This window comes from Enterococcus sp. AZ011 (assembly GCF_050548355.1).
GTDB lineage: Bacteria > Bacillota > Bacilli > Lactobacillales > Enterococcaceae > Enterococcus > Enterococcus faecalis.
The window spans coordinates 1,727,723-1,747,764 of the sequence record NZ_CP172959.1; the positions used below are offsets into that span (position 1 = coordinate 1,727,723).

A 20,042-nucleotide genomic window follows, 5' to 3' on the forward strand; every position below is an offset into this window, starting at 1 on the left:
GCTCAATTTCTTTTAAAGTGATATTGGGGAAATGTTGAAAACAAGTGACAACTATTTCGTCATAATCTAGGCTGTCGTTTCTTGTTGATTGGCTTGTATCTGTTCCATGTAAGCCATGATTTTTTTGATTGCTTCTAGTGCTTTTTTCGTTCGAAGAGCCGTTAACGGTGCTTGCTCCAAGAAAGAGATAAAATTTTCAAACAACGTTAAAGCCTCATCTGACGTTTCTAAGTAGTCGTCAATTTCTTTCGTTGTTAAGTCATCATAAGTAATTAACGCTGCATGCATTAATTTTTGAAAGGCAAAAGCGTCGCCATCTTGTAATCCGCCAACCAATTGAACGAAGCCTTCCACTTCTTCAACGTCAGGTTTTAATGCGTTAATTTCATTTAAAAATTTAAAACCGAAAACCAAAGGATATTTTTTTCCGTTAATTGTTGCGACAGGTTTTACGTTTGTTGACATGTAAAATTCCTCCTAAAAAAGCGACAATGCCTTCACATTGCCGCCTACTTCCTAATTTTTAATTATGGTACTAATGCTAATAAATCTGTTTTCGTTGTTTTTCCTGTAAAATCAATACTGTGAGCAGTTAACCATTCTTTGATTTCAGGAATAGTATTTGCTTCTGTTGGTTTATTTTCCAAAGAGCGCCCCGCCAATACGGTAAAAGCTGGAATAGCTACTTTTTCAGATTCTTTTTCATCTTGCACACGTACAATATGGTACGTTCCTGCTGCTACTTTTGCTCCTGCATCAAGTCCTGTAATAGTTAATGGACTTGCTCCTTCAACTACTTTTTCACTACCTTTGTAAATACGATAAGTAATTGCCATGATTATTCTTCCTCCTTCACTTTTACAACGGCGCCATCTGATGTCGGCGTTATACTTTCAACTTTAGGTACTTCAATTGTTTTTGGTGTGTATTTTTCTACAGGCTCCTCTGGTTCCGCACCAGCTACAGTGTCGTAGAAGAAAGCACGCGCAAGTTCTTCGTTTTCAGTGTCAACTGTTGCCCATCCTTCCACTAAATCACCATTTAAAACTAGAGTTGGCTTAATGCTTGAATTAGAATCAGATTCAGCAGAATCTCCGAATGAATCCAATAAACCTGTGCCAAATTCCGCTTCGTATTTCCCTGTTTTTGGGTCTTTTTTATCAAAATTAATGCGCCATACATCAATTTCTAGCCCGTTACGGTACGCATATTTCAACATGTTGTAAGTTTCTGTGCCTGTCCGTAAAAATTCCATTTCGATGGAAGCTGACGGCATTCCTGATGTAGGAATATTCCCATCTTTTGTTGATTGCGTATCTGTTTTTGTTTCTGACTTATATTCGTGTGAAATTTCTAAAGCTAATAACTTCGCTGCTGTTGTCGCACGTTCACGTGTTAATCGAAACATTAACTTAATTTTTTTACCTTGGATTGCTTTCTCCATTTCTAGTTTCCTTCTTTCTTTATTCAAATTCTAACGTGATGTCAAGTACACCGTGTGCAAGGCTCGTACCAAAATTGGTTGTATTTTCATAAATCACTTCTGTGCTACTTTCCGTTACTAACCAATTAAAGTTCTTAGTCTGATGCAATTCATGAACGATTTTTCGCACATCGGCTAATACTTGATTTAATTCTCGACGTTTGTCGTCATGATCATAAACATGAATCATAATATTTGTTGAACCTAACGTTCTTGTTTTTGTTTGTCTATCCTTAGACCATTGTTCACCTAAGAAAACAAACGGATAAGAAGCCTCATCATCTGGCAAATGCCCATAGGTTTCATAGCCTGCTTGCTCCAGAGTGATAAATAATGCTTCGTAAAGCTCTGAATACGGATCTTTAAAGGTCATTTTACTAACGCCTCCATATTATCAAGAAATCTTTTAGCAGCTGCCGCATGGCCCTTTTTCATATAGAAACGTCCGTACATATAACGCGTTCCATACTCTACATATGGCGAATAATCAGCCATCGCTTCGACTTCACCAGTCATTCCATCATCTTTAATAGAAGGTGTCTCACTTCGTTTTAAGTATCCACTTCTGACTGGTGTTTCTTCTGCAATTTGATTTGCCATATAAGCAGTATCATTTTTGACGACCTCTTTTACATCGTCTAGCTTTTTCGCTTCTTCAATCGCTTCGATTAAATCATCCAATCCTGAAATATCTACTCGGTAAGTCATCGATATTCGCTTCCATAAACCGAAGTTCCTTTGCTAACACGCAAATTTTTAACAACGGTAAATTTTCGATTTTTTTGTTCTTCTTCATCGTAGTATTCAAGAAATCCTGAACGAATAGCTAGGCGATCTCTAAAACGAAAAATGACCATCTGCTCCTTTATGTTAGGGAAAATGGTCATTTGTTTTTCCGTTCCGACTTCGGTTACATTACCTATCAGTTTTTCCGAAATCAGCTCGTGTTTTTTGTTGTAGTAATTAATGCAGGTTCTCATAAAAAGGACACCTTCCTTTTACGAATCAAGCCTTGTTCTTCAAGATAATCGTTAATCTCATCTTGAAATTCCCCGAAGTCATCCAAATTATAAGAGATTGTTTCTTCTGATTGAGAGTGTTGTTCCATGCCTTCAAAACCTAAACGGTTATATCGTTTCACTACAATTGACGGAACAATATAGTCCAATTTTTCTGGTATTTTATCAGCTTTCAATTTTACTCGCAGCTGTTTTTCAGTAATGTCCCAGATTTTGATAATTTTTGCCTTATCTTTTTCGTAGGTATCCTCTGAAATATCCAGTAGTACGCGATAATCTGAAAGAGTCATTTTTTCACCTACTCTGCTTCAACAACTGCCCCATCTGCCGTTGGTGTTACCTTTTTAACGGTCGGGGCGCTTACTTTGAATCGTAAGAAACGTAAATGGCAGGACGAGCTTTTTCAGTTACGATAGCATCATAATAGTTTAATCCTTTGATGGTGTCTCTGTAGCCATCACGGTCTTGTGAAGCTGGAATTAGATCAATAGAGTTGTATTTTTCAACTGGCGAACAAACCATCAAAGGCACAAGAATATAATTAATTTTCTTCGTAGAATCTACCTGTAAACGAGATTTTGCAACTTTTTGAATAATAGTATCTGAACCGTCTAACTGCGCAACTTTACGGTTAATACCTGAAATTTGTTGCTCGTTCGTAGTAAATGTTTTTGAAACACCTTTTGCATTTTTTAATGCTGAATAGTAGTCAGTGGATGCAAACATAATAAACGGACCGACAATTTCTGCATCTGTCATATACGCTTCTGCTGCGTCATAAGAAGCTAAAGAGTTTTCTGTAGTAATGGTTTCTTTTACCGTTTTTCCAACGTATTTTCCTTCGCTATCATCATCCGCAGCCTCAGCAAATGCCGCTTCTAATAAGCGTTGTACAGCAGTTCGATCTTTTTCAGGAATCGCAATTAAACGAGTATGCTCTTCCACAAGCGCTTGAACTTCGTAGGAAGCATTTTCTGATTGATCTAATGTGTCTAAGTCATAACCAAACCAACGCTCTTTCTCTAGTTTAAACGTTTCTTTTGCCACATCAATTTTAGAACGTTTATTGTCTTCGTTACGTTTATAATCACTAGCAGTAAAACCTTTCATTTTGTTGATGCGGACTTCTTTTGCGCCTACAAAATCCGCTTCAGTTACTGCAGCAGCTCCACCTTTCAATAAATCCCAAACCTGAGAGCCTGCGGCAAATTCTTTGTCAATTGCTTTTAAATCTTTGCTATCTAAAATAACTGGCATAATTTTCATCTCCTATTTCTTTTCTAAATTTTTAGTCAAATTGCTGCGCCAATCGGTCTCTTTTGTTGCTGTAGCAATGTTTACAGTTTGACCTTTCAGCAATTCTTTTTGGATACCATCTCTAGCTTTTGAAATAATTTGTTTTAATTCATCTACAGCTTTCTTTGTATCCTCGTCCGTATCTTTCACAAGCAATAAATCGGCTTGTGCAGCACTTACGTAGTCGGAAAGACCATTCTCGGATAAATCATTACGAACAGATTCGGCACGCGTTAAACGGTCGAGGCGGGCTTGGGCTTCCATTTCTCGTTTTTCCGCTAGTGCTTCTTTGTCAGCGGCTTCTTGTTCTTTCGCCTTAACACGTTCTTCCGCAGTCATTTGCTCGTAAGATTTTTGCTTTTCCCAATCAGATTTTGCTTGCTCCACTGCTTTCTTAGTTTCTGCTGCAATCATTTTTGATACATCTTCACGGGTAAAAGTCTTTCCAGTTTCTTTTCCGTCTGGATTTTCATTTTTGGGATTTTGAGAATTCTTTGTCGATGAATTCCCAGATTCGTTTGAATTGTCAGAGTTTGGCTCATCAGAATTTGGCTCATCTGCAAAAAATTGTAAATCCATCGGTAATAATAAGTGTTTTTCTTCGTTCATGTTAAAACCTCCAACCATTACGTGGCTAATCGAAATTAATAGGTTACGCCTATCAATCGAAACAGCTTTCTCTTTAACGCCTGTAAGCAGTAAGAAGGCAAATAAAAAAAGCCTAACTTTCGCTAGAACTTTTTGTCTTTATAAGCAGGTGCAGTACTACACCGACACCAGTTGTGAATGGGACTTGCGTTGATTCCTGGACTCATTTCAGAAACCTTATGTGGATTTGCACTTGCTATTCCTACACAAATAGGACAAGCGCTTGGTTCTACAATTAGGTTGTATTCTTCATACCCATATTTTTCGTAGCTTTGCTTTTGTACTTCACTTTGTATTCTTGCGGATTCACTAATCATTAGTCGACGTGCGACATAATCAGCCGTTTCCTTTCCTCGCAAGCTGTCAATCACAACTAATTTGCGTAATTCCCTAGCTAGAATATCTGGATGCTTACCTGCTACTAGCCCAACTGTTAATAAGCGATCGATACTCGCTTTCAAAACATCTTGGTTTGCCCACAAACGTTGAGAAAATGTCGTGTTATGAAACGACCCCTCAATAATCGCTTTAGCAAACAATCGATAAGTTTCTTCGGAAAGAACAGACTCGCCTAATATCCCCGCTTGTCGTACAAACTCCGCTACAGATTCCTCTGTTAACATTGCTGTAAAATAGGTCTGTAGCTGATTAGTGTTGTCTGTTAAATACAAACCTATTTTCGATTTTAAAAGCTCTAAACGATTAACCTTCATCGTTAAATTGTATAACCTTAATTGCTCGTTAGCTTCTTTTGAAAAATCTCTTGTTTGTACATAACGTTTCGCTTTTTCCGCGAAAATTTGTACGTCATGTTTACTTGCACGTCGTTTCGCTTCATCAATGCTAATCTTCTCTTTCCCTGCATAAGCGACGTAAAACTGTTGAATTTCTGCTTCTATCGTTTTCCATAACTGTAAATACCGTCTATGAATTTCTTGTTCGTAATTCACATGTCGTTTCAGCATTTCTTCGATATGTTTTGCTTCTCGTTCCGCCCAATAATTACTCATGTTCTTCGGTCACTTCTTCCGTAGTTCGAGTAAATTTACCGAAATCAACTTGTGGATTTAAACGTTCTTCCGTTTCTTCGTCCTTTATACGTTCCATTTCTTGAGTTACGTCAGGAACAATCGATAATACGCCTAATTGCGTTTCTCTTGAAACAATCCCTTCAAGTTTTTGTGCAGTTTCCGCTTCGTCTTTAATATTGCGCGGAATATTAAAGTCAAAAGTGTATTCTAAATTAAACCATTCCTTAGCTTTATTAGCAGGTACATTCGTAGGCAATGAAAAAATCATTTTGTACATTTGCGCATACCCTTTTTTAAATTTTCTAGCTTTCGCTTGTGCTAAATTCCTAGGATTTTGCATTTTAAATTCTAGCGAAATCCCAGAAGCGTTATTGCTAAAACTTTCATCGTTTGCGTTATAAGTCATAGACATTTGATAAATTAACCGCTCTAATCGATCTAACAGATTTTCTTGTGTTGTATCCGAACTAGGTTTATCTAAAAAATTAATGTCTACAGTCTCACCTTCGTTTAAAGGATCAGGACTATTAATCACTCGGTTATCACGTAAATAGGCAGCAACGTTTTCATCAGCTAAATCTACCCCTATCATTTTTAAGTAGGCATCCGCAAAATAACTCACGTCGTTCGCTTTTTCTGATAGAGCTTCGTTGTAATTATTAATCAGCGACCACACAGACTCAATACGTCCTTGTCGTTCGTCATTTTCCATAAACTCAATCATAGGCACTTCACCGTACGGATTAGCGATTGCCTCTTTTCCACCTAATAAATAAGACAAGGCTTTCTGAAAAACGGTTGGTCCTCTCTTAGTTTCCAATCGTTTAGAAGTCTTGTCTTGTGTAAAAATAAACGTTTCTGTGCTATTTTGTGGATAAACAGTTGCTGTTAGCTCGTCCTTTGTCATTTTGTTGTAAAGAACCGCAAACATAGGCGCTTTTAATAAGTCATCTGCGTAAACAATGAATCCTTGCGTAGGTTTTAAATAAGTCACGCACGTTTCTGCTTCTTCGTTTTGATATAAAAGCTTATAAGCATGTCCATAAATAGCAGTTAGCTTAGAAAGCTCTGCATCGTTGTCTTCTTCCTCATTTCGTTTACGGAAATTTTGAACAAATTCTTTTACCTCACCATCTGGATGAGTAATCTTTGTTGGTTTACCGTTAAAGAAAGCTGCAGAACTATCTACAACATAACGGGCAAAGTTGACTGCAATTCGATGGTCAGGTTTTCCAATTCCTTTATTTTTTTGATAATAAATATCATGTTGACCGTTGTAGAGCTTTTCTAATTCTTCGTAAAACCCAATTAATTTTCGATGCTTATTGATGTATTTATCCACCAAGCGTTCGTCAATCTTTGCGTTTTTATCACAATAAAAGACACGATTTCCTAAAAGGTCAACGAATTCACGTATTTTACTTTCAGTATTTGGTCTACTTACTTTTTCTGTCATTAAATAACCCCCTTCACGCTCTGTAGCTTAATTCCTCGTGATTTTTTACTACGATGTTCTACTGCGTATCGTAAAGCATCTATCACGTGATTATAGCTATCAATAGGTTCATTGGTGTACTCCCCTGTTTTCTTGTCTTTAGCCCATGTGTAGTTTTCTAATTCCTCAATCAGTTTTACGCAACGATCGTCTACGATTAGCTCATATTGCAATAAAAAAGAAAGCCCCTGTCGTATTGAATCAGGGCCTTTCTTAGCTGCACGTATTCTAGTAATTCCGTTCTTCTTGACTTCTGCAATAGATTTCTTTTCAGCTGAATCTGCAGTGATAACTTCTTTTGCATAGCCTAAATCTTTAATAACCGTTGAGATTTCATCATTCAGCAAGCCTTTTTTGACGTATTCTTCAAGAACATAAATACGTTTGTTCTTCTCGTCTACCTTTGCATGCACAAAAGCGGAAGGGTCGTTTACATACCCAAAGTCTAAGCCAAAATCTGAATCAATCTGTCTTAACAGTTCGTCGTGCTTGTCTAATCGTTTTCTCTGATAGTTTGGAAATACAAGTTTATCTAGCGTAGCAAATTCTCCTAAAGCATATATGCGATAATACGCTGGGTTTCGTTTGGCTAAATCCTCAATCACCTTTTTATTTTCACTATCAAGAAACCGATTGTCTTTATAGGTGCTGTGATAAATACCCGTTCTTCGTTGGTCGACTTCTGCTTCCTCATCAAAGAAAGATTTATATACCCAGTTCAGTTTAGAAACTGGGTTAAACATTAAAAAGATTTGACGTTTCACATGCTTACGTTCACGTAAACGCAAAGTAAGCTGTGTATAATCTTCTAGTGTAAATTCTGTTGCTTCTTCCATCACGACGTCAGACAGCCCTTTGATGGATTTTATTTTCTCTGGGTCATCCATTCCCTTGAAAAGAAACTCTGCGCCGTTTGGTAACGTGATTCTAAAATCAGTGTTATTTACTTTACACTTGTCTAGCAGTCCCCAATCAGAAAGACACGCTTTCACATCCTCGAAAATAGAGTCTTTTAAGCTATGCCCTACTTTTCTTGTAAATAAAATCTTTCTTGGTTTCTTCCATCTTTGACATGCTTTAAAAACAACCTTTTGAACGACACCGTGACTTTTGCCAGATGAAGCGCCGCCCCAATAAACCTCGGTGAATTTAGAATAATCCACCAATCGATCATAAAACGATTTGTTAAAAACTCTTGACGGGAAGTTAAACTCTAAAACGATATTACGTTTCTTCGTCTGCATCCCACTCACCAACCTTAATCACAATATCGCCCGTTTGTAAATCGACTTTATCAGTGAACAGCGCATGACGTTTACCAAGAAGCTCGGCTGCTTTTAAACGGTCTTTTGCGCCCACATCGATGTCTACAACGGCTTGTGCGCCTTCGCCTACACCAATTAGCGTTGCTTCTTTGTACTCGCCACGCATAACAGCTGTTAGGTACTCTAGCACCTCTTGGGCATCGGCTGTTCGTTCGTTTTTCAGTTCTGCGAGGCGTTCGTCTATATAAGCTCTGAGGTCAGGTTTAGTCAAGTTTTCCTGTCCTATCTGCTTTGCAGTCTTTTCGCTATATCCCGCTCTGATAGCAGCCTCTTTGGCATTTCCTGTCTCGATGTAAAAGTCACAAAATCGTTTCTGTTTCTCGGTCATTCGCATGTTATTCACCGCCTTTCTGTCTAATAATTTATCACTTCATGTACTTCTCTACATTCTCTTGTATATGCTTATCTTTCCAACCGCCATGCCCACAATAAACAAGCTTACAATCATCAATTTCCTTTGGTGTGGCTTCTCTCGTCATTTCGACAATAGATGCATTCTTTTTTATCTGCACAGACATTACAACACGCATTGAAACAGTTGAGTGCTTCGGCTGTGGATATTCATGTGTTAACGATACATACCAATAGCTTTTCATGTTCTCTCTCCTAATTGTTTTTATGTATATTTGTTTATTGTAAGACAAACACTTTAATCCCTGTTATACTCATTGAAAGACAGCAACTCCTTTTTGCTTCATGTAACACTTCCAGTTATTTCAAAACATAATCTGCTGTCTGGCCACTAGATATTTTATCTGGTGGTTCTTCATGTGAAAACAATCCAAATATCCGACAAAACTTGACAGCTGTGTTACACTTGTTTTAGGTAGCACTCTTTCATAATAGCTAAAGTTCATAAACTACAAGTGACACGAGATTTTCACTAACGCTACCTAGCCACTAGATCCCATTTCTAGTGGCTTTTTTATGTACGAAAAAAAGACCACTCAAAGAGTGATCTTTAATATTATTTATCTTTTTTGTATAGTTCTTGAGATTTCTTTTCATTATAATCATTAAGAAAAATTCTTAAATCTCGTGCTAGCTTTTCATTCTCATGTTCTTTCACTTTCTCATCTTCCATACGTTCAAACTTAGACAATATGTCTTTCCGAATTATTAAAGTATAGTATATAATAATTTGTATTAGCGTTCCTAACATTATTATAACTAATATTCCTAGTATTAATACTAGGAACCCATGTATTAATGAAAATAATAAATCGTTTAACAAAGATAATAACGTAAAGAGTGACGAACTAAAAAAACCTAAATTAATCATTCTTATTAAAAACTTTAAATCATCTTTATCTTTTAACTTTCCAAAAAAAGAATTAGAATCTGCACCTAAAACAAAAGAATATAATGAAAAATATATACCAATTAAAACTGTGGCAACTGTTATAATATTATCATTTTTATAAACTAATGCATCTACTAATATAGAATAAACTATATTAATATCGTCCTTAAATATAAAAAAAACTAAACCAGCTATAAGAGTGCTCATGACAACCAAGATAATCAGTATGCTATGCAATAATTTATCCAATAATTTCATCCGGAACACTCCTATCATCCTCTATTTTAATTTAATTTCGTCAATAGAAATATTCTTAAGTGGTAAAAATTTACGGTACTCAGGATTTTTGTTTCTATTGTGATAATCATAATAATGTTCAGTAAATTTATTTGCTAAAAAATCAAAACCATTTGATTTTATCTCTCCTAAATCAGTATTGTATAACCCATCCAATTTAAGATTGATTGTTTCTTTTTCTTGAGTTTTTGGATTTAAAAAAGTTACTTTGGCTGATACTAAGTAATCTGATTTTATATTAATCATTTCTAAAATCTTAGATACCATGTCAGAAGACATATTTTTCCTCATTCTACCTTTTTTAAAGACGATGGTTGTTTCATTAGCCCCCATCTCTTTACCAGCGTTCACCGGTGACTCTACTGCCTTCTCCAACAATGTTTTATGTTCTCCGTAATCTTTAAAAACAGAATTTAATGAAAAATCATCATTTTTAACAGTAATGACGATTTCTTTTATGCTCTCACTTGCTTTGACTAAGGATAACATTTTTTCTTTTATAATAGGTACTAATTTAACCGTATATTCATCACCTTCAAGGAATTGACTCAAATATCCTTCTAAAGCATTTTTTTTAGGACCTAAATTAGTGAATTCCATTAATAAAAGATGTGCTTCACAAATAAATAAACAAGTATTAGGTTGGTAAACATCACCAGATATTTCTTCTAATTGCTCAGATCCAATTTCGCCTGCAAAAGGCTTATCTTCAAGAAATTTACCTATCCAAACTGTTCTGTTCCCTACTTCATACTCATAACCATCCATAGCCATACCATTATCTTTACGTTTCATTTCAGGAAATCTATGTCTAGATAAAAAGATGAATTTACCATCAACTTCTTTTGTTCGATCCTTTGCTTGTTTATTATTTATGTGATCAATCAAGTTACTAATAGGGTAGTCCGTTTTCTCACCATTTTTACAAATAAACACGTTAAAATACAAAGCTTTCATCTTAATCCTCCACATGAATTTATATCTACTATATTAATTAAATCAAAAAGAAGTCAGAAAAACAAGCATTTTTCTTGACTTCTTTCTAGTAGATATAATCATAAGGATTACAATCCATATTATACACAAGAACAAACGTTCGATCAAGTGTAACTAGTACTTACAAATAAAAAAGAGACACCAGCTTGCTAGTGTCTCATCATGAATGTAGTAGAAACATCTATTGACGATCCTAATTTTATTTAAGCAGCAAAAGCTACTTACTGGAACAATAGGAGTCGAACCTATACCGACGGTTTTGGAGACCACTGCTCTACCAGTTAAGCTATATCCCATTAACACTCACAAACCTGTAGAAAAAAGAGAGAGGAATTACACCCCATTTCTTTTAGTTTGAGAACGTCTGATTTGTGAGTGATCATTTGCAAACTACATACCGCTATCTTGACAAGTGCTTTCAGCGTACGTCTACGTGTAAGCTTAATGCCAAGTTTATTGCAATATTTGGCTACCTACGACTAAACGAGACCAAAAGAACTGGACTTTCCACATCCTTATTCTTTATTTTTTTGTAGGTAGCCTCAAAAGATAAGCGAAACGGAGCTAAGATAGGTAATGCATGCCTTACCTCGTTTCCTTATCTTTCGACACTACCATAGTAACATCTAAATATTGATAAAAACCGCCAACTTTCCGCAAAAAAACCGCCAAAAATTTTATCTATAGGCGATTATTTTTCCATTTCGATACGCTTCAGCAAATTCAATTAAAGCTTCTGATTTCATACGTTGAATACTTCTTTCAGAATATCCAACTTCTCTAGCAATCTTGTAATTAGAGTAATGATCCTGCACACAAAAACTGTAGTGCAGAATTTGTCTACTAGTCAAACTCAAAGCCATAAGTGCAGATAAAATTGCATCTCTTTCTGCTTCTGCATCAGCTAATTGTACCAGTGCATCTTCTGTTTTGTTTCCGTGGCTTTGGCTTTTAGGCATCTCTGTAATAATTGGTGATTTTAAATCTATCAAAGAACGACCAGCTATTCGCTCTAAACGTCTAAAACTCTTCAACACATTTCTAGCATTCGCTTTTGTTTGTCGAAAATCTACTTCTTTTAACAATAGAATCAAGTGAAATCGCTCCTTTTATGGTATAATAATTTATAATAAACATATCATCATTTAAGAGTTGCTTAGCGGAAACTAAGTAGCTTTTTTTATTTATCCAAACATATATAAGAAATGCTTATTCTTTGCTCATCAGCGACTCTATATGATATAAATTATACTAAGAATACTATTCCAATAGCTATTCACTTCTCAGCCAGTCGGCGGAAACCGACTGGCTATTTATTTATCAAAATATTCATCACTCATACATGTTTGTAGTCAACAAATTATTGGTTGACTATAAAGAAAACAATAATAATTCTACAATATTTTACAATCTTCCATTCGTCATCTTTCACATCATCTTTATTCATTTGATATTTTCCATCTAATAAATATTTTTGGCATAGAAAGTATTTTCAAATCTATTTTTCAATGGTATAATCACTTTAACTTTCTTGGGGATTTTATTTATGAAATAAATTTCCTCCTTTTCTACATTAACTTCTGGTAAACAGTTAATAGTAGTACACGTCTCTACAAGAGATTTATTGTCGATTTTTAATCGGCTATTTAATAGCACTTTATTTGGGGAAAGTGCTAACTCACACCTAAAGAACAACTGGCGGAAAACAGTTGTTTCTACCACATAAGTCAGCTAGTGGTCAGCTGGCTTTTTTTGTTGCCTTAAATTTCATAGTAATGTATTATTAATTGTCTCTATCTGAGATGAAAATGTATCTATAACTAGCTAGCGGAAACTAGTTAGTTTTTTTATACTATTTTTTGTTGGTTTTAAAACTACTTAGCCTTTTTATATAAATGTGAACGTCGAATAATTGAATATTAAATTCTTTAAATTTAAGCATCTTCTTTACTCGCTTTCTAACCGAATAATTCTCTTTGATCTGTTTACCCGTTTTACCCACTACACTTGTTCCTCCAAACTTGTAATTTCTATTTCTGTTCGTGGTCGTATACTGTACAACTTTTGACAAACCATTACAGCAATTTGACCATCGTTTTTATATAAAATACCTTCGGCAGCATCAGTGACTGCTTTGAAATAATTATCCAAATCAGGCTTTTTATCGCAATATTTCCGCTCTAATTCCACTTCTAAGCGTTTCTTATTAGAGCTTAGTACATATTTAGGAGCAGAAATATAAAACATCACATGTGCGAAAACTGGTTCTTTTTCAATCAACTTTGCTCTTGATTTACGAAGATAATTCTTTACTTGATTTTTGTATTCTTTCATCGCTCGATCTTCGTAGGTTTGAACATAATTTCCGCGCCTTGCGAATCTTGGGCGACTTTGTGGCTTAGGCTCAATCGGTAGAATAATTCGCATCTTTTCCACCTCGAACCTTACAAATCGGCTTCTTTGACGAATACTCCGTTTACCATTTCCCCTTGGCGATTTTTGATTTCGCTATATGCTTGATTTAGGCATTCGTATAAGTCCATGTTATTTTGCATAGCGAGAATAATTAATGTCACAACCATATCACCGATACCATCTCTTAGGTCGTTTTCGTTGTTTCTTGCCAATGCAGCACCAACTTCTCCGACTTCCTCAATCACTTTTAGCATTTGCTTTTCGGGTTCCGCTTTATCTAAACGCTTTTCTTTCGCCCATTCTTCCACTAATTTAACTAATTCATTCATCTAAAATTCCTCCCCGAAATCTAATTCACGTTTTAGCTTGCTGTGAATCGATTCTAGCTCTTTTTTGTATTCTTTGACTGTTTGTATTGTTTTACCACTAGAAAGCACATAATCGCGTTCTATTGCGACGAGAGCCTTACTTAAATTGCCATAATAACCAATCAAAGCGAGAGACTCTTTTTCTGTACCGTCTTTATCAGTCAAAATGGTTAACTCTCCGTGTTCGTTTCGTCTCGCTTTATTTACGATTACTTGCTTATCATCGCTAGTAATTCGATAATCAAGTACCTTCATTTCAATCATGATTTACTCTCCTCCCGACAATTCTTGTATTTGTCTTTTTAGAGCTGCTTGCTCTTCTGGTGATAATTTTTCCTCTTCTTGTTTTGGTTCATTTACCCAATCTGGTAATTGTTCTTGTCTAACTGGAGGATTCGTATATCTTGCTTGCGTTGTCGTTTCAGACAAGTCGTATTCATCGTTAAAACGTTCATCACGTATCCAGCGGAACAATTCTTGTGGATGATACCAGTCGTTTAATTTGATATACTTAAGATAAGCTTTGTATCCTGTTTTAAACCGTTCGAAGTCTTCATCTGACTTAATTTTCTTTAAGAATTGCTCTTTGGCTTTTTTCTTATTGGTTTTCTTCGGATATGTTTTCCAAACTTTTTCAAATAATTCAGACATGGTTGAACTTTGTTCAACACTATATATATTCTTTGTATTATTCTTTGTATTATTAATTAATGTATTATTCTCTGTGAAGTTTTCTTCACTAGGGGTAGTGAAATTTTCTTCATCCCCCTCCTGATGATTTTTTCCATAGGTGATGAAATTTTCTTCACTAGGGGTGTAAAATTCTGTATCAGTTGGATACGGTAAGATATAGATATGTCTCCGATCTACCATTTTGCTGTTTGGCTTATAAAAAATTTGCATTTTTATATAGTTTCTTTCTTCTAACTGTTTCAGCCATGAAATAATTGTTCGCTTGCTAACGTTATACAGATTTGCAAAATATTGATTCGTTGCCCAACAATAGCCTCTTTCATTTGCTAATGCCGTTAGCTCTCCATACAATAATTTTGCATTCCCATTTAAGTGGTTATCATAGCGAACAATCGCTGGGATAATGGCGTAATATCCTCTATGTTCATTCACTAGTTATCCTCCTCATCAACAACGACCGTATAAACATATTTATGCTTAATTTCTCCGTTAACGACTTTTTTTATTGTTTGTGCTTCAATAGCTATTCCTTTACCATTTCTTGAACCGATATAGACAAATGCTAATAGTTCAAAAAATAGTTTTTGACTCGATGTTAATTGCCTGTATTTTTCAAGTAATTCCTCTACCAAACTGTTAACCTCCGATATTCAACTTCTTACGTTCTTCAACGTTTAGTTTTACTGGTTTAATTTGATACTTGTTTAAAAAGTTCTTAGTACCTATCTGATGTTCTTCTTGATGATGTTGACGACAACCAGCGTAAAAAGTAAATGTTTCGTGATTAATCTTTTGACGATTTCGCCCCATACCGACTACCTCGATATGACAAACATCGGCATGTTTCCCACAAATACAACACTTACGGTATTTAAGGCAGTAATAAAACCATTTGTTATTTTCTAGCAAGTATTGGTATCTCTTTTCTAGTGGTACATTATTTTTCAAAATGAATTCGATTAAAAAACTAATCCATTCTGTTGCTTCATGTCGTGTAGCCTTACTATGTTCAAAATACACGCCACTTTTAGCTTCGTAGTAATACTTTAAAACTTCCTCTATCCATTTGGGTTCGTCATAACTCCAACGAGCTATATCAGCTATTAAAACGTGAGAAAGTGCATTCTGTTTTTGAGACATTTGTCGATTATCTAATAGTTCAACTTTTACTAAATTGTCATCGTTGTTAGCTAGGAGTTTGAGGAAATTCGAGTTGATCTCATCCTCAAACTCAATCGCCAATTTATTTCCTTTGTGTTTTATGATTTTTCCAATCATTCAATCACTTCTTATCTTCTTGAACCTTCTGCCTAGATTCATAAAAATTTATCCACTTCGCAAGCAATTTAGAAATAACACCATAATCATAAGCACTATATTCTTCAAATGCTTTTTTAGGATTCAAATCAGAATCATTTATAGCTAACGATTTCACAGCTTCAAATTCTTGCCCTGCCAGCTCGGCTACTCTACTAATTGATGCGTTCAACATATCAATTTGCCGTTCAGTAATTGCAGTATTTTTTAGCTGTTCTTTTTGGTATTTATCAGGATCATCATCATCTGTTGCGATATTAAAAAATTTCAATAAAAAATATTTTTCCGCATACGTTAGTGCTTTTCCTACACCCTTTTCTCCTTCAATATCTACTCCTTGGCTATACCATGAACAAGCAACAATCTCAGAAGGATTATGAATATTAATCCATGTCATCATTAACTCTAGCTCTGTAAAATACGTTGTACGTTTTTTGGCTACAGGCTCTTTCTTTACTTTATCCGCTTTCCATACCTCATCTTGTGATTCCCGAACTTGATGAGCAACAATTTCTGGCTTCAAAATTAATCCAACTTGATTTATGACTGTATTCAATGCGGATAGTACATCGCTTGACCCCACATAGCTGTACTGCTGGCCACGTTTACTTTTTTGAATATATGGTGCTTTTTGTCTCACATACGCTAATTTTTGATAAACATTCAACTTAGAAAAATCTGTTTTGGTTGCTTCAGTCATTCAATAAGCCCTCCTTATATCTTTTTCCTGAACTCACATATTCAATTAAATACACGTTTTCTTCGCCTAATTCTTCTATCAAATCAACGATTGTATCTTGTGTAGCAATTTTTTTACAGGTGAGTACTGGTTGTCCTGTATAAAGACATTTCATTGCAAAAGTTAGCTCAAACACACCGTCTTCATCAGCAATTTCATTTCCAAAACAATCAGTAGTGTCCACTGGATCATCTTCATAGGTTTCCTTATATAGTTTTTCAGTCGGCTCTGTTAAATATCTATCTAGTACATTAGCTTCTCTACGATTCATTCACAAAACCTCTTTTCTGTGTTAAAATTTTTCTAGTATAATTTTGTATGCGACTATTTGTTTGGCGGCTTAAGTCGCTTTTTTGTCGTCATGCGACACCTCTGCGCTCTTTTTGTTGCTGGTACCATAAATCAGCAATTTTTGGGGCTTGCTTTAGTTTTTCTTTTCTTGTCATTTAATTCTACCTACTTTCTTTGCCATACTTTAACTTGAAAGGTGATGAATAATTTGAAAAAATATTTTGATGTTTTTGTAAAATGTGTAACTACTATCGGAGCTTTATTTGCTATTTGGAATGTGATGCAAAACAACAATCAAATAAAAAAAGTTAATTATGAAAATGAGCAAAATATAAAGTTAGAACAATCAAAAAATATTTCTGTTTGGAACAATGAACAATCAAATAAAAATAGCCCCATATCGCTCGAAAAAATTCCAAATGTGATAGCTAATAATTCGAATCAAGCACCAGTATATAAAGTATTTGTTATTTCTATTCCTAATAAAATAGACAATGATTCATTATCTAAAAAAGTATCTTTCGCTTCAGAATTTAACAGCTATAAATATTTAGAAACTCTGCCACCAGGAAAAGTCGAATTAAGTCTTCCTGTTTTACCAAATGCTATGGGGGGCATTCATGGTGTACCTATAATATTTTTTACGGATTTTAGAAATGTTGAATGGTATAGGGATCAACAAGGGCGCCTCATGGAGTATCCCAAATACGAAACTTTTTTAAATAAAAATGGAATTAATCCACCATATCGTTAAAAATTGTCAATATCGCTAAAACAATTAATACAATAGATGCAACCGAAATTAATAAGCCGACAGAGTCATATAAGAAATTTGTAGGACTTTTCTTTATAATATTTATCCATGACACTAGCGAATCCCCTATAAAAAATGCCATGATTAACAACATTGATATTAAAAACGTTCCGATAAATTTTTTCATACAGAAGTACCTACCTTTAATAAATTTGAAATACTCCTCTCTTATAAACAGCTTGGAGTATTTACTTTTTTTGCTTGGTTTAACTTTTCTTTTCTAGTCATTTCAACTCACCTCGAAAAATCTTCGATAATATATCCATCAAATCGTTTGGATCATCTGTGACAAAAGTATGTGTATTTTTAGTCGTAGTTTCTGTTGCAATACCGTACATCTCCTTTAATAAACGATGTTTTGGACAATCACAATCTGATTGTTCCAGTTTTTTTTGTTAGTGTATATTGGCTATGTGCAGCAATGGCTACTATCGTGCCTTTTCCAACTTGAGATATTGCCATCTCTCCTTCTAAATCGATAGCTGCCAAAGATAAAGCTACATCTTCTTTCTGACATTCTTTTGCTAGTTTTTTAATCAATTTTTGAATTTTATCGTTCATTTTGGTATACTCTCCTTAGTTCATTTTGTATGTGTCCTAATCGTTGGCAGACGATTGGGGCTTTTTATTTTGTCTTTTTTGAAAATGCTGATACTCCGCTTCATCCCAGTTGAAAAACCAACGGATAAAAAAAGGTACACTTATTGTTGCCAACACTGGAACTGAAAAGTGGATTTTCAATAACACACCTAGCGCAATCATCAATAAAAATGCGCCTATCAATCGTGATTCACGTATTGCTTTCATATTTACCCTCCTATAGTTTTTTTGATATAATTCAGTTGAAAGTGGGGTGTCAAAATGTTTTTTGTAATAAAGAAAGCTTCTAATAAAAAATACTATTTTGTAATTAAAACCGAAGAAAATGAAGTAATCGCATCAAGTAAGACTTATTACTATAAATCTTCTGTTTTAGAAATTATTGAATCCATCAAAAGTGATATGGATCAAAAAGCTATTATTGTTGACACTACTTTTAACTGGGGATAAGTTAAGGCTTATCCTTTTATCATTACTAGCCTATTTCTTTAAGCATATCTCCATTACCATTAGCCTTATCAATTCTTGCTTGTAATTCTAAGTTAGGCTTCCATCTAGGAATTAGAGCTAAAGCTTCTTCATATCGAACTTTTGGAATGTCTACATAAGAGGCTACATCGAATAATGCTTTCAATTGTTTATAGCAATTACTAAAGGCTGATTGCTTAATACTTGAATCCTGATAAGCCAATGTTTTTTTGCCACCTAATACTTTGATAACGGTTGATGAAACTAGCCCTTGTATCTTTCGTTGTTGGCTTCTATTAATTGTAGTTTCTGTTTCTAGCTTATCTAAACGTTGATTTACAAGAGTCAATCCACGTTCATGTTTTAACGCAGCTTCTAATAACAATTCTGTGTTATTAATCGGTAAGTTTGATTGAGTTTTAAGCAATTCCTCCATTTGGTTAAAAGCTTCAATGTATTTCAGTTTGAATGAATCTGCTTTTTTTCCAGTGAATCCAAATGCAATGAAAGAAAAGCCATCTCGATTCATGTAGTACAATCTTTGTTTTCTACCTCTTGAATCTTTGTATTCTCCTTCAGCAAACATGTTTTGGTAATAAGCCGAATTTTCGGCCGATTGAATTTTAGCCTCTATTGCTTCAATAACATGCTTATGTTGTTTTTCAAATACTTCAGCAACTTGTAAACTAGTTGTTACTGCTTGTTGGTTTTTCATAATTACTAAGTTGTCCATTTTTTCCTCCTTAAATTGTTTCTGTATCGCTCTTTCCTTTAATCCCAATGATTCATGATGTCATTACAAATTTTTATAGCTTCTTTAGCAGGCCAATATCTTTTTCCCTTGCTAGTACCAGGCTTTCTTTTCTCGATCATTTGCATACGTTTATCTTTTACAAAATTTTGTTCAACTTCGGGAACAGACATTGAATACCTTGACGATAATTGTTTGATGTCTAAATACTCGGCACGTTCATTTAATCCTTGGCTAGCTTCATCTATTACTTGCTCAAACATTTTTCTTAGAATCTTTTCTATAATGTTGTATAGAAAGTTTTTTGAAGATGAATCTAGAAAATTTTCCATTCTAATCACCTCACTTGATATTTAAGATTTTTTTGATTTTCTGAACTTGCTCTTCTGAACGTCTGCGGCCATGAAGTATATCTGATAAGTACGGACTTGAAATCCCTAGTTGTTTTGCTAACCAAGATTGGTTTTTCCCTGCACGAATTAGAGCTGCTCTAACATCAATCGCTAAGTCTTGTGACATATTTATTACTCACTCCCTTTTATTTTTAAATTGTAAGCTAAAAAATTAGCTAATTTAATAAAATCCGTTGACACTTTCTAACACATATTGTAAAATGAACCCATAGCTAAATAAGACTTTAAAAGCCTTCTAAATCAATACTTTTACCGTTCCCCAACGATTTTTAAGTTTTGT

The 20,042-nt window shown here is 34.8% G+C and carries 32 protein-coding genes and 1 tRNA gene; 2 read left to right on the forward strand and 31 right to left on the reverse strand.

What is annotated here, in order from left to right; all coding sequences use genetic code 11:
- Positions 1–66 precede the first annotated feature (66 nt).
- From IGL36_RS08385 to IGL36_RS08510, 26 genes are all read right to left on the reverse strand, one after another.
- Positions 67–465 (reverse strand): tail assembly chaperone, encoded by a 399-nt coding sequence (locus IGL36_RS08385; protein ID WP_002363376.1) that lies wholly within the window; start codon positions 463–465, stop codon positions 67–69.
- A 62-nt stretch (positions 466–527) separates the two neighbouring features.
- On the reverse strand, positions 528–836 hold the full coding sequence (locus tag IGL36_RS08390; protein ID WP_002381737.1) for a hypothetical protein: 309 nt from the start codon (positions 834–836) through the stop codon (positions 528–530).
- A 2-nt stretch (positions 837–838) separates the two neighbouring features.
- Positions 839–1,444, reverse strand: coding sequence for a phage major tail protein, TP901-1 family (locus IGL36_RS08395; RefSeq protein WP_002381736.1), 606 nt, complete (start codon positions 1,442–1,444; stop codon positions 839–841).
- Between the two features lie 19 nt (positions 1,445–1,463).
- Positions 1,464–1,856, reverse strand: a complete 393-nt coding sequence (gene gp17 / locus IGL36_RS08400) for a tail completion protein gp17 (protein ID WP_002381735.1) — start codon at positions 1,854–1,856, stop codon at positions 1,464–1,466.
- Positions 1,853–2,191 carry an HK97-gp10 family putative phage morphogenesis protein gene (locus tag IGL36_RS08405; protein WP_002381734.1) on the reverse strand — a complete coding sequence of 113 codons (339 nt, stop codon included), beginning with the start codon at positions 2,189–2,191 and terminating at the stop codon, positions 1,853–1,855. The genes gp17 and IGL36_RS08405 overlap by 4 nt, the downstream gene beginning before the upstream one ends.
- Positions 2,188–2,463: a hypothetical protein gene (locus tag IGL36_RS08410; RefSeq protein WP_002364301.1), complete on the reverse strand. Its 276-nt coding sequence runs from the start codon at positions 2,461–2,463 to the stop codon at positions 2,188–2,190. Before IGL36_RS08410 ends, IGL36_RS08405 begins: the two co-directional genes overlap by 4 nt.
- The gene (locus tag IGL36_RS08415) at positions 2,460–2,792 is read right to left on the reverse strand and encodes a phage head-tail connector protein (protein WP_002363369.1); all 333 of its coding nucleotides are present in this window, start codon (positions 2,790–2,792) and stop codon (positions 2,460–2,462) included. Before IGL36_RS08415 ends, IGL36_RS08410 begins: the two co-directional genes overlap by 4 nt.
- Before the next feature lie 70 nt (positions 2,793–2,862).
- Positions 2,863–3,759 (reverse strand): hypothetical protein, encoded by an 897-nt coding sequence (locus IGL36_RS08420; protein ID WP_002363368.1) that lies wholly within the window; start codon positions 3,757–3,759, stop codon positions 2,863–2,865.
- A gap of 12 nt (positions 3,760–3,771) precedes the next feature.
- The gene (locus IGL36_RS08425; RefSeq protein WP_010717040.1) at positions 3,772–4,407 is read right to left on the reverse strand and encodes a DUF4355 domain-containing protein; all 636 of its coding nucleotides are present in this window, start codon (positions 4,405–4,407) and stop codon (positions 3,772–3,774) included.
- A gap of 122 nt (positions 4,408–4,529) precedes the next feature.
- Positions 4,530–5,456 (reverse strand): minor capsid protein, encoded by a 927-nt coding sequence (locus IGL36_RS08430; protein WP_002363365.1) that lies wholly within the window; start codon positions 5,454–5,456, stop codon positions 4,530–4,532.
- The gene (locus tag IGL36_RS08435) at positions 5,449–6,933 is read right to left on the reverse strand and encodes a phage portal protein (protein WP_002381731.1); all 1,485 of its coding nucleotides are present in this window, start codon (positions 6,931–6,933) and stop codon (positions 5,449–5,451) included. Before IGL36_RS08435 ends, IGL36_RS08430 begins: the two co-directional genes overlap by 8 nt.
- Positions 6,933–8,216, reverse strand: coding sequence for a PBSX family phage terminase large subunit (locus IGL36_RS08440; protein ID WP_002381730.1), 1,284 nt, complete (start codon positions 8,214–8,216; stop codon positions 6,933–6,935). Before IGL36_RS08440 ends, IGL36_RS08435 begins: the two co-directional genes overlap by 1 nt.
- On the reverse strand, positions 8,197–8,631 hold the full coding sequence (locus IGL36_RS08445) for a terminase small subunit (protein WP_002364295.1): 435 nt from the start codon (positions 8,629–8,631) through the stop codon (positions 8,197–8,199). Before IGL36_RS08445 ends, IGL36_RS08440 begins: the two co-directional genes overlap by 20 nt.
- Before the next feature lie 31 nt (positions 8,632–8,662).
- Positions 8,663–8,893 carry a hypothetical protein gene (locus IGL36_RS08450; RefSeq protein WP_002400650.1) on the reverse strand — a complete coding sequence of 77 codons (231 nt, stop codon included), beginning with the start codon at positions 8,891–8,893 and terminating at the stop codon, positions 8,663–8,665.
- 371 nt (positions 8,894–9,264) lie between these two features.
- Positions 9,265–9,858 carry a hypothetical protein gene (locus IGL36_RS08455; protein WP_010717041.1) on the reverse strand — a complete coding sequence of 198 codons (594 nt, stop codon included), beginning with the start codon at positions 9,856–9,858 and terminating at the stop codon, positions 9,265–9,267.
- A 21-nt stretch (positions 9,859–9,879) separates the two neighbouring features.
- Positions 9,880–10,854, reverse strand: coding sequence for a DUF6731 family protein (locus tag IGL36_RS08460; protein ID WP_010717042.1), 975 nt, complete (start codon positions 10,852–10,854; stop codon positions 9,880–9,882).
- A gap of 263 nt (positions 10,855–11,117) precedes the next feature.
- Positions 11,118–11,189 (reverse strand) — tRNA-Trp (locus IGL36_RS08465).
- A 381-nt stretch (positions 11,190–11,570) separates the two neighbouring features.
- Positions 11,571–11,987, reverse strand: a complete 417-nt coding sequence (locus tag IGL36_RS08470) for an ArpU family phage packaging/lysis transcriptional regulator (protein WP_002357018.1) — start codon at positions 11,985–11,987, stop codon at positions 11,571–11,573.
- Between the two features lie 907 nt (positions 11,988–12,894).
- Positions 12,895–13,329: a RusA family crossover junction endodeoxyribonuclease gene (locus tag IGL36_RS08475; RefSeq protein ID WP_025192316.1), complete on the reverse strand. Its 435-nt coding sequence runs from the start codon at positions 13,327–13,329 to the stop codon at positions 12,895–12,897.
- A gap of 8 nt (positions 13,330–13,337) precedes the next feature.
- Positions 13,338–13,637: a MazG-like family protein gene (locus IGL36_RS08480; protein ID WP_002357015.1), complete on the reverse strand. Its 300-nt coding sequence runs from the start codon at positions 13,635–13,637 to the stop codon at positions 13,338–13,340.
- Positions 13,638–13,940 (reverse strand): hypothetical protein, encoded by a 303-nt coding sequence (locus IGL36_RS08485; RefSeq protein ID WP_002357013.1) that lies wholly within the window; start codon positions 13,938–13,940, stop codon positions 13,638–13,640.
- Between the two features lie 3 nt (positions 13,941–13,943).
- Positions 13,944–14,801 (reverse strand): helix-turn-helix domain-containing protein, encoded by an 858-nt coding sequence (locus IGL36_RS08490; protein WP_002357012.1) that lies wholly within the window; start codon positions 14,799–14,801, stop codon positions 13,944–13,946.
- Positions 14,801–15,001, reverse strand: coding sequence for a hypothetical protein (locus IGL36_RS08495; RefSeq protein WP_002357010.1), 201 nt, complete (start codon positions 14,999–15,001; stop codon positions 14,801–14,803). The genes IGL36_RS08490 and IGL36_RS08495 overlap by 1 nt, the downstream gene beginning before the upstream one ends.
- A gap of 4 nt (positions 15,002–15,005) precedes the next feature.
- Positions 15,006–15,647, reverse strand: a complete 642-nt coding sequence (locus tag IGL36_RS08500) for a putative HNHc nuclease (protein WP_010717044.1) — start codon at positions 15,645–15,647, stop codon at positions 15,006–15,008.
- A gap of 4 nt (positions 15,648–15,651) precedes the next feature.
- The gene (locus IGL36_RS08505; RefSeq protein ID WP_002381724.1) at positions 15,652–16,386 is read right to left on the reverse strand and encodes an ERF family protein; all 735 of its coding nucleotides are present in this window, start codon (positions 16,384–16,386) and stop codon (positions 15,652–15,654) included.
- Positions 16,379–16,696 carry a hypothetical protein gene (locus IGL36_RS08510; protein WP_002401330.1) on the reverse strand — a complete coding sequence of 106 codons (318 nt, stop codon included), beginning with the start codon at positions 16,694–16,696 and terminating at the stop codon, positions 16,379–16,381. Before IGL36_RS08510 ends, IGL36_RS08505 begins: the two co-directional genes overlap by 8 nt.
- Before the next feature lie 219 nt (positions 16,697–16,915).
- On the opposite strand from IGL36_RS08510, the gene IGL36_RS08515 reads away from it, so the two are divergent.
- Positions 16,916–17,470: a hypothetical protein gene (locus IGL36_RS08515; protein WP_002357006.1), complete on the forward strand. Its 555-nt coding sequence runs from the start codon at positions 16,916–16,918 to the stop codon at positions 17,468–17,470.
- Between the two features lie 426 nt (positions 17,471–17,896).
- Here the strand turns inward: IGL36_RS08515 and IGL36_RS08520 are convergent, their stop codons facing one another.
- Together IGL36_RS08520 and IGL36_RS08525 are read right to left on the reverse strand one after the other, a co-directional pair.
- A complete protein-coding gene (locus tag IGL36_RS08520) occupies positions 17,897–18,091 on the reverse strand; it encodes a hypothetical protein (protein WP_002381722.1) in 195 nt (64 codons plus the stop codon).
- Between the two features lie 36 nt (positions 18,092–18,127).
- Positions 18,128–18,337, reverse strand: coding sequence for a hypothetical protein (locus IGL36_RS08525; RefSeq protein WP_002381721.1), 210 nt, complete (start codon positions 18,335–18,337; stop codon positions 18,128–18,130).
- Between the two features lie 54 nt (positions 18,338–18,391).
- Between IGL36_RS08525 and IGL36_RS08530 the strand changes: the two genes are divergently transcribed.
- Positions 18,392–18,580: a YegP family protein gene (locus tag IGL36_RS08530; protein ID WP_002357001.1), complete on the forward strand. Its 189-nt coding sequence runs from the start codon at positions 18,392–18,394 to the stop codon at positions 18,578–18,580.
- Positions 18,581–18,605: 25 nt separating this feature from the next.
- On the opposite strand, the gene IGL36_RS08535 is transcribed toward IGL36_RS08530, so the two are convergent.
- Genes IGL36_RS08535 through IGL36_RS08545 form a run of 3 tightly spaced genes read right to left on the reverse strand, consistent with a single transcriptional unit; the run spans position 18,606 to position 19,868 of the window.
- Positions 18,606–19,331 (reverse strand): Rha family transcriptional regulator, encoded by a 726-nt coding sequence (locus IGL36_RS08535; RefSeq protein WP_002381720.1) that lies wholly within the window; start codon positions 19,329–19,331, stop codon positions 18,606–18,608.
- Positions 19,332–19,369: 38 nt separating this feature from the next.
- Positions 19,370–19,681, reverse strand: coding sequence for a hypothetical protein (locus tag IGL36_RS08540; RefSeq protein ID WP_002381719.1), 312 nt, complete (start codon positions 19,679–19,681; stop codon positions 19,370–19,372).
- Positions 19,682–19,691: 10 nt separating this feature from the next.
- Positions 19,692–19,868, reverse strand: coding sequence for a helix-turn-helix domain-containing protein (locus IGL36_RS08545; RefSeq protein WP_002364354.1), 177 nt, complete (start codon positions 19,866–19,868; stop codon positions 19,692–19,694).
- Between the last annotated feature and the right edge of the window lie 174 nt (positions 19,869–20,042).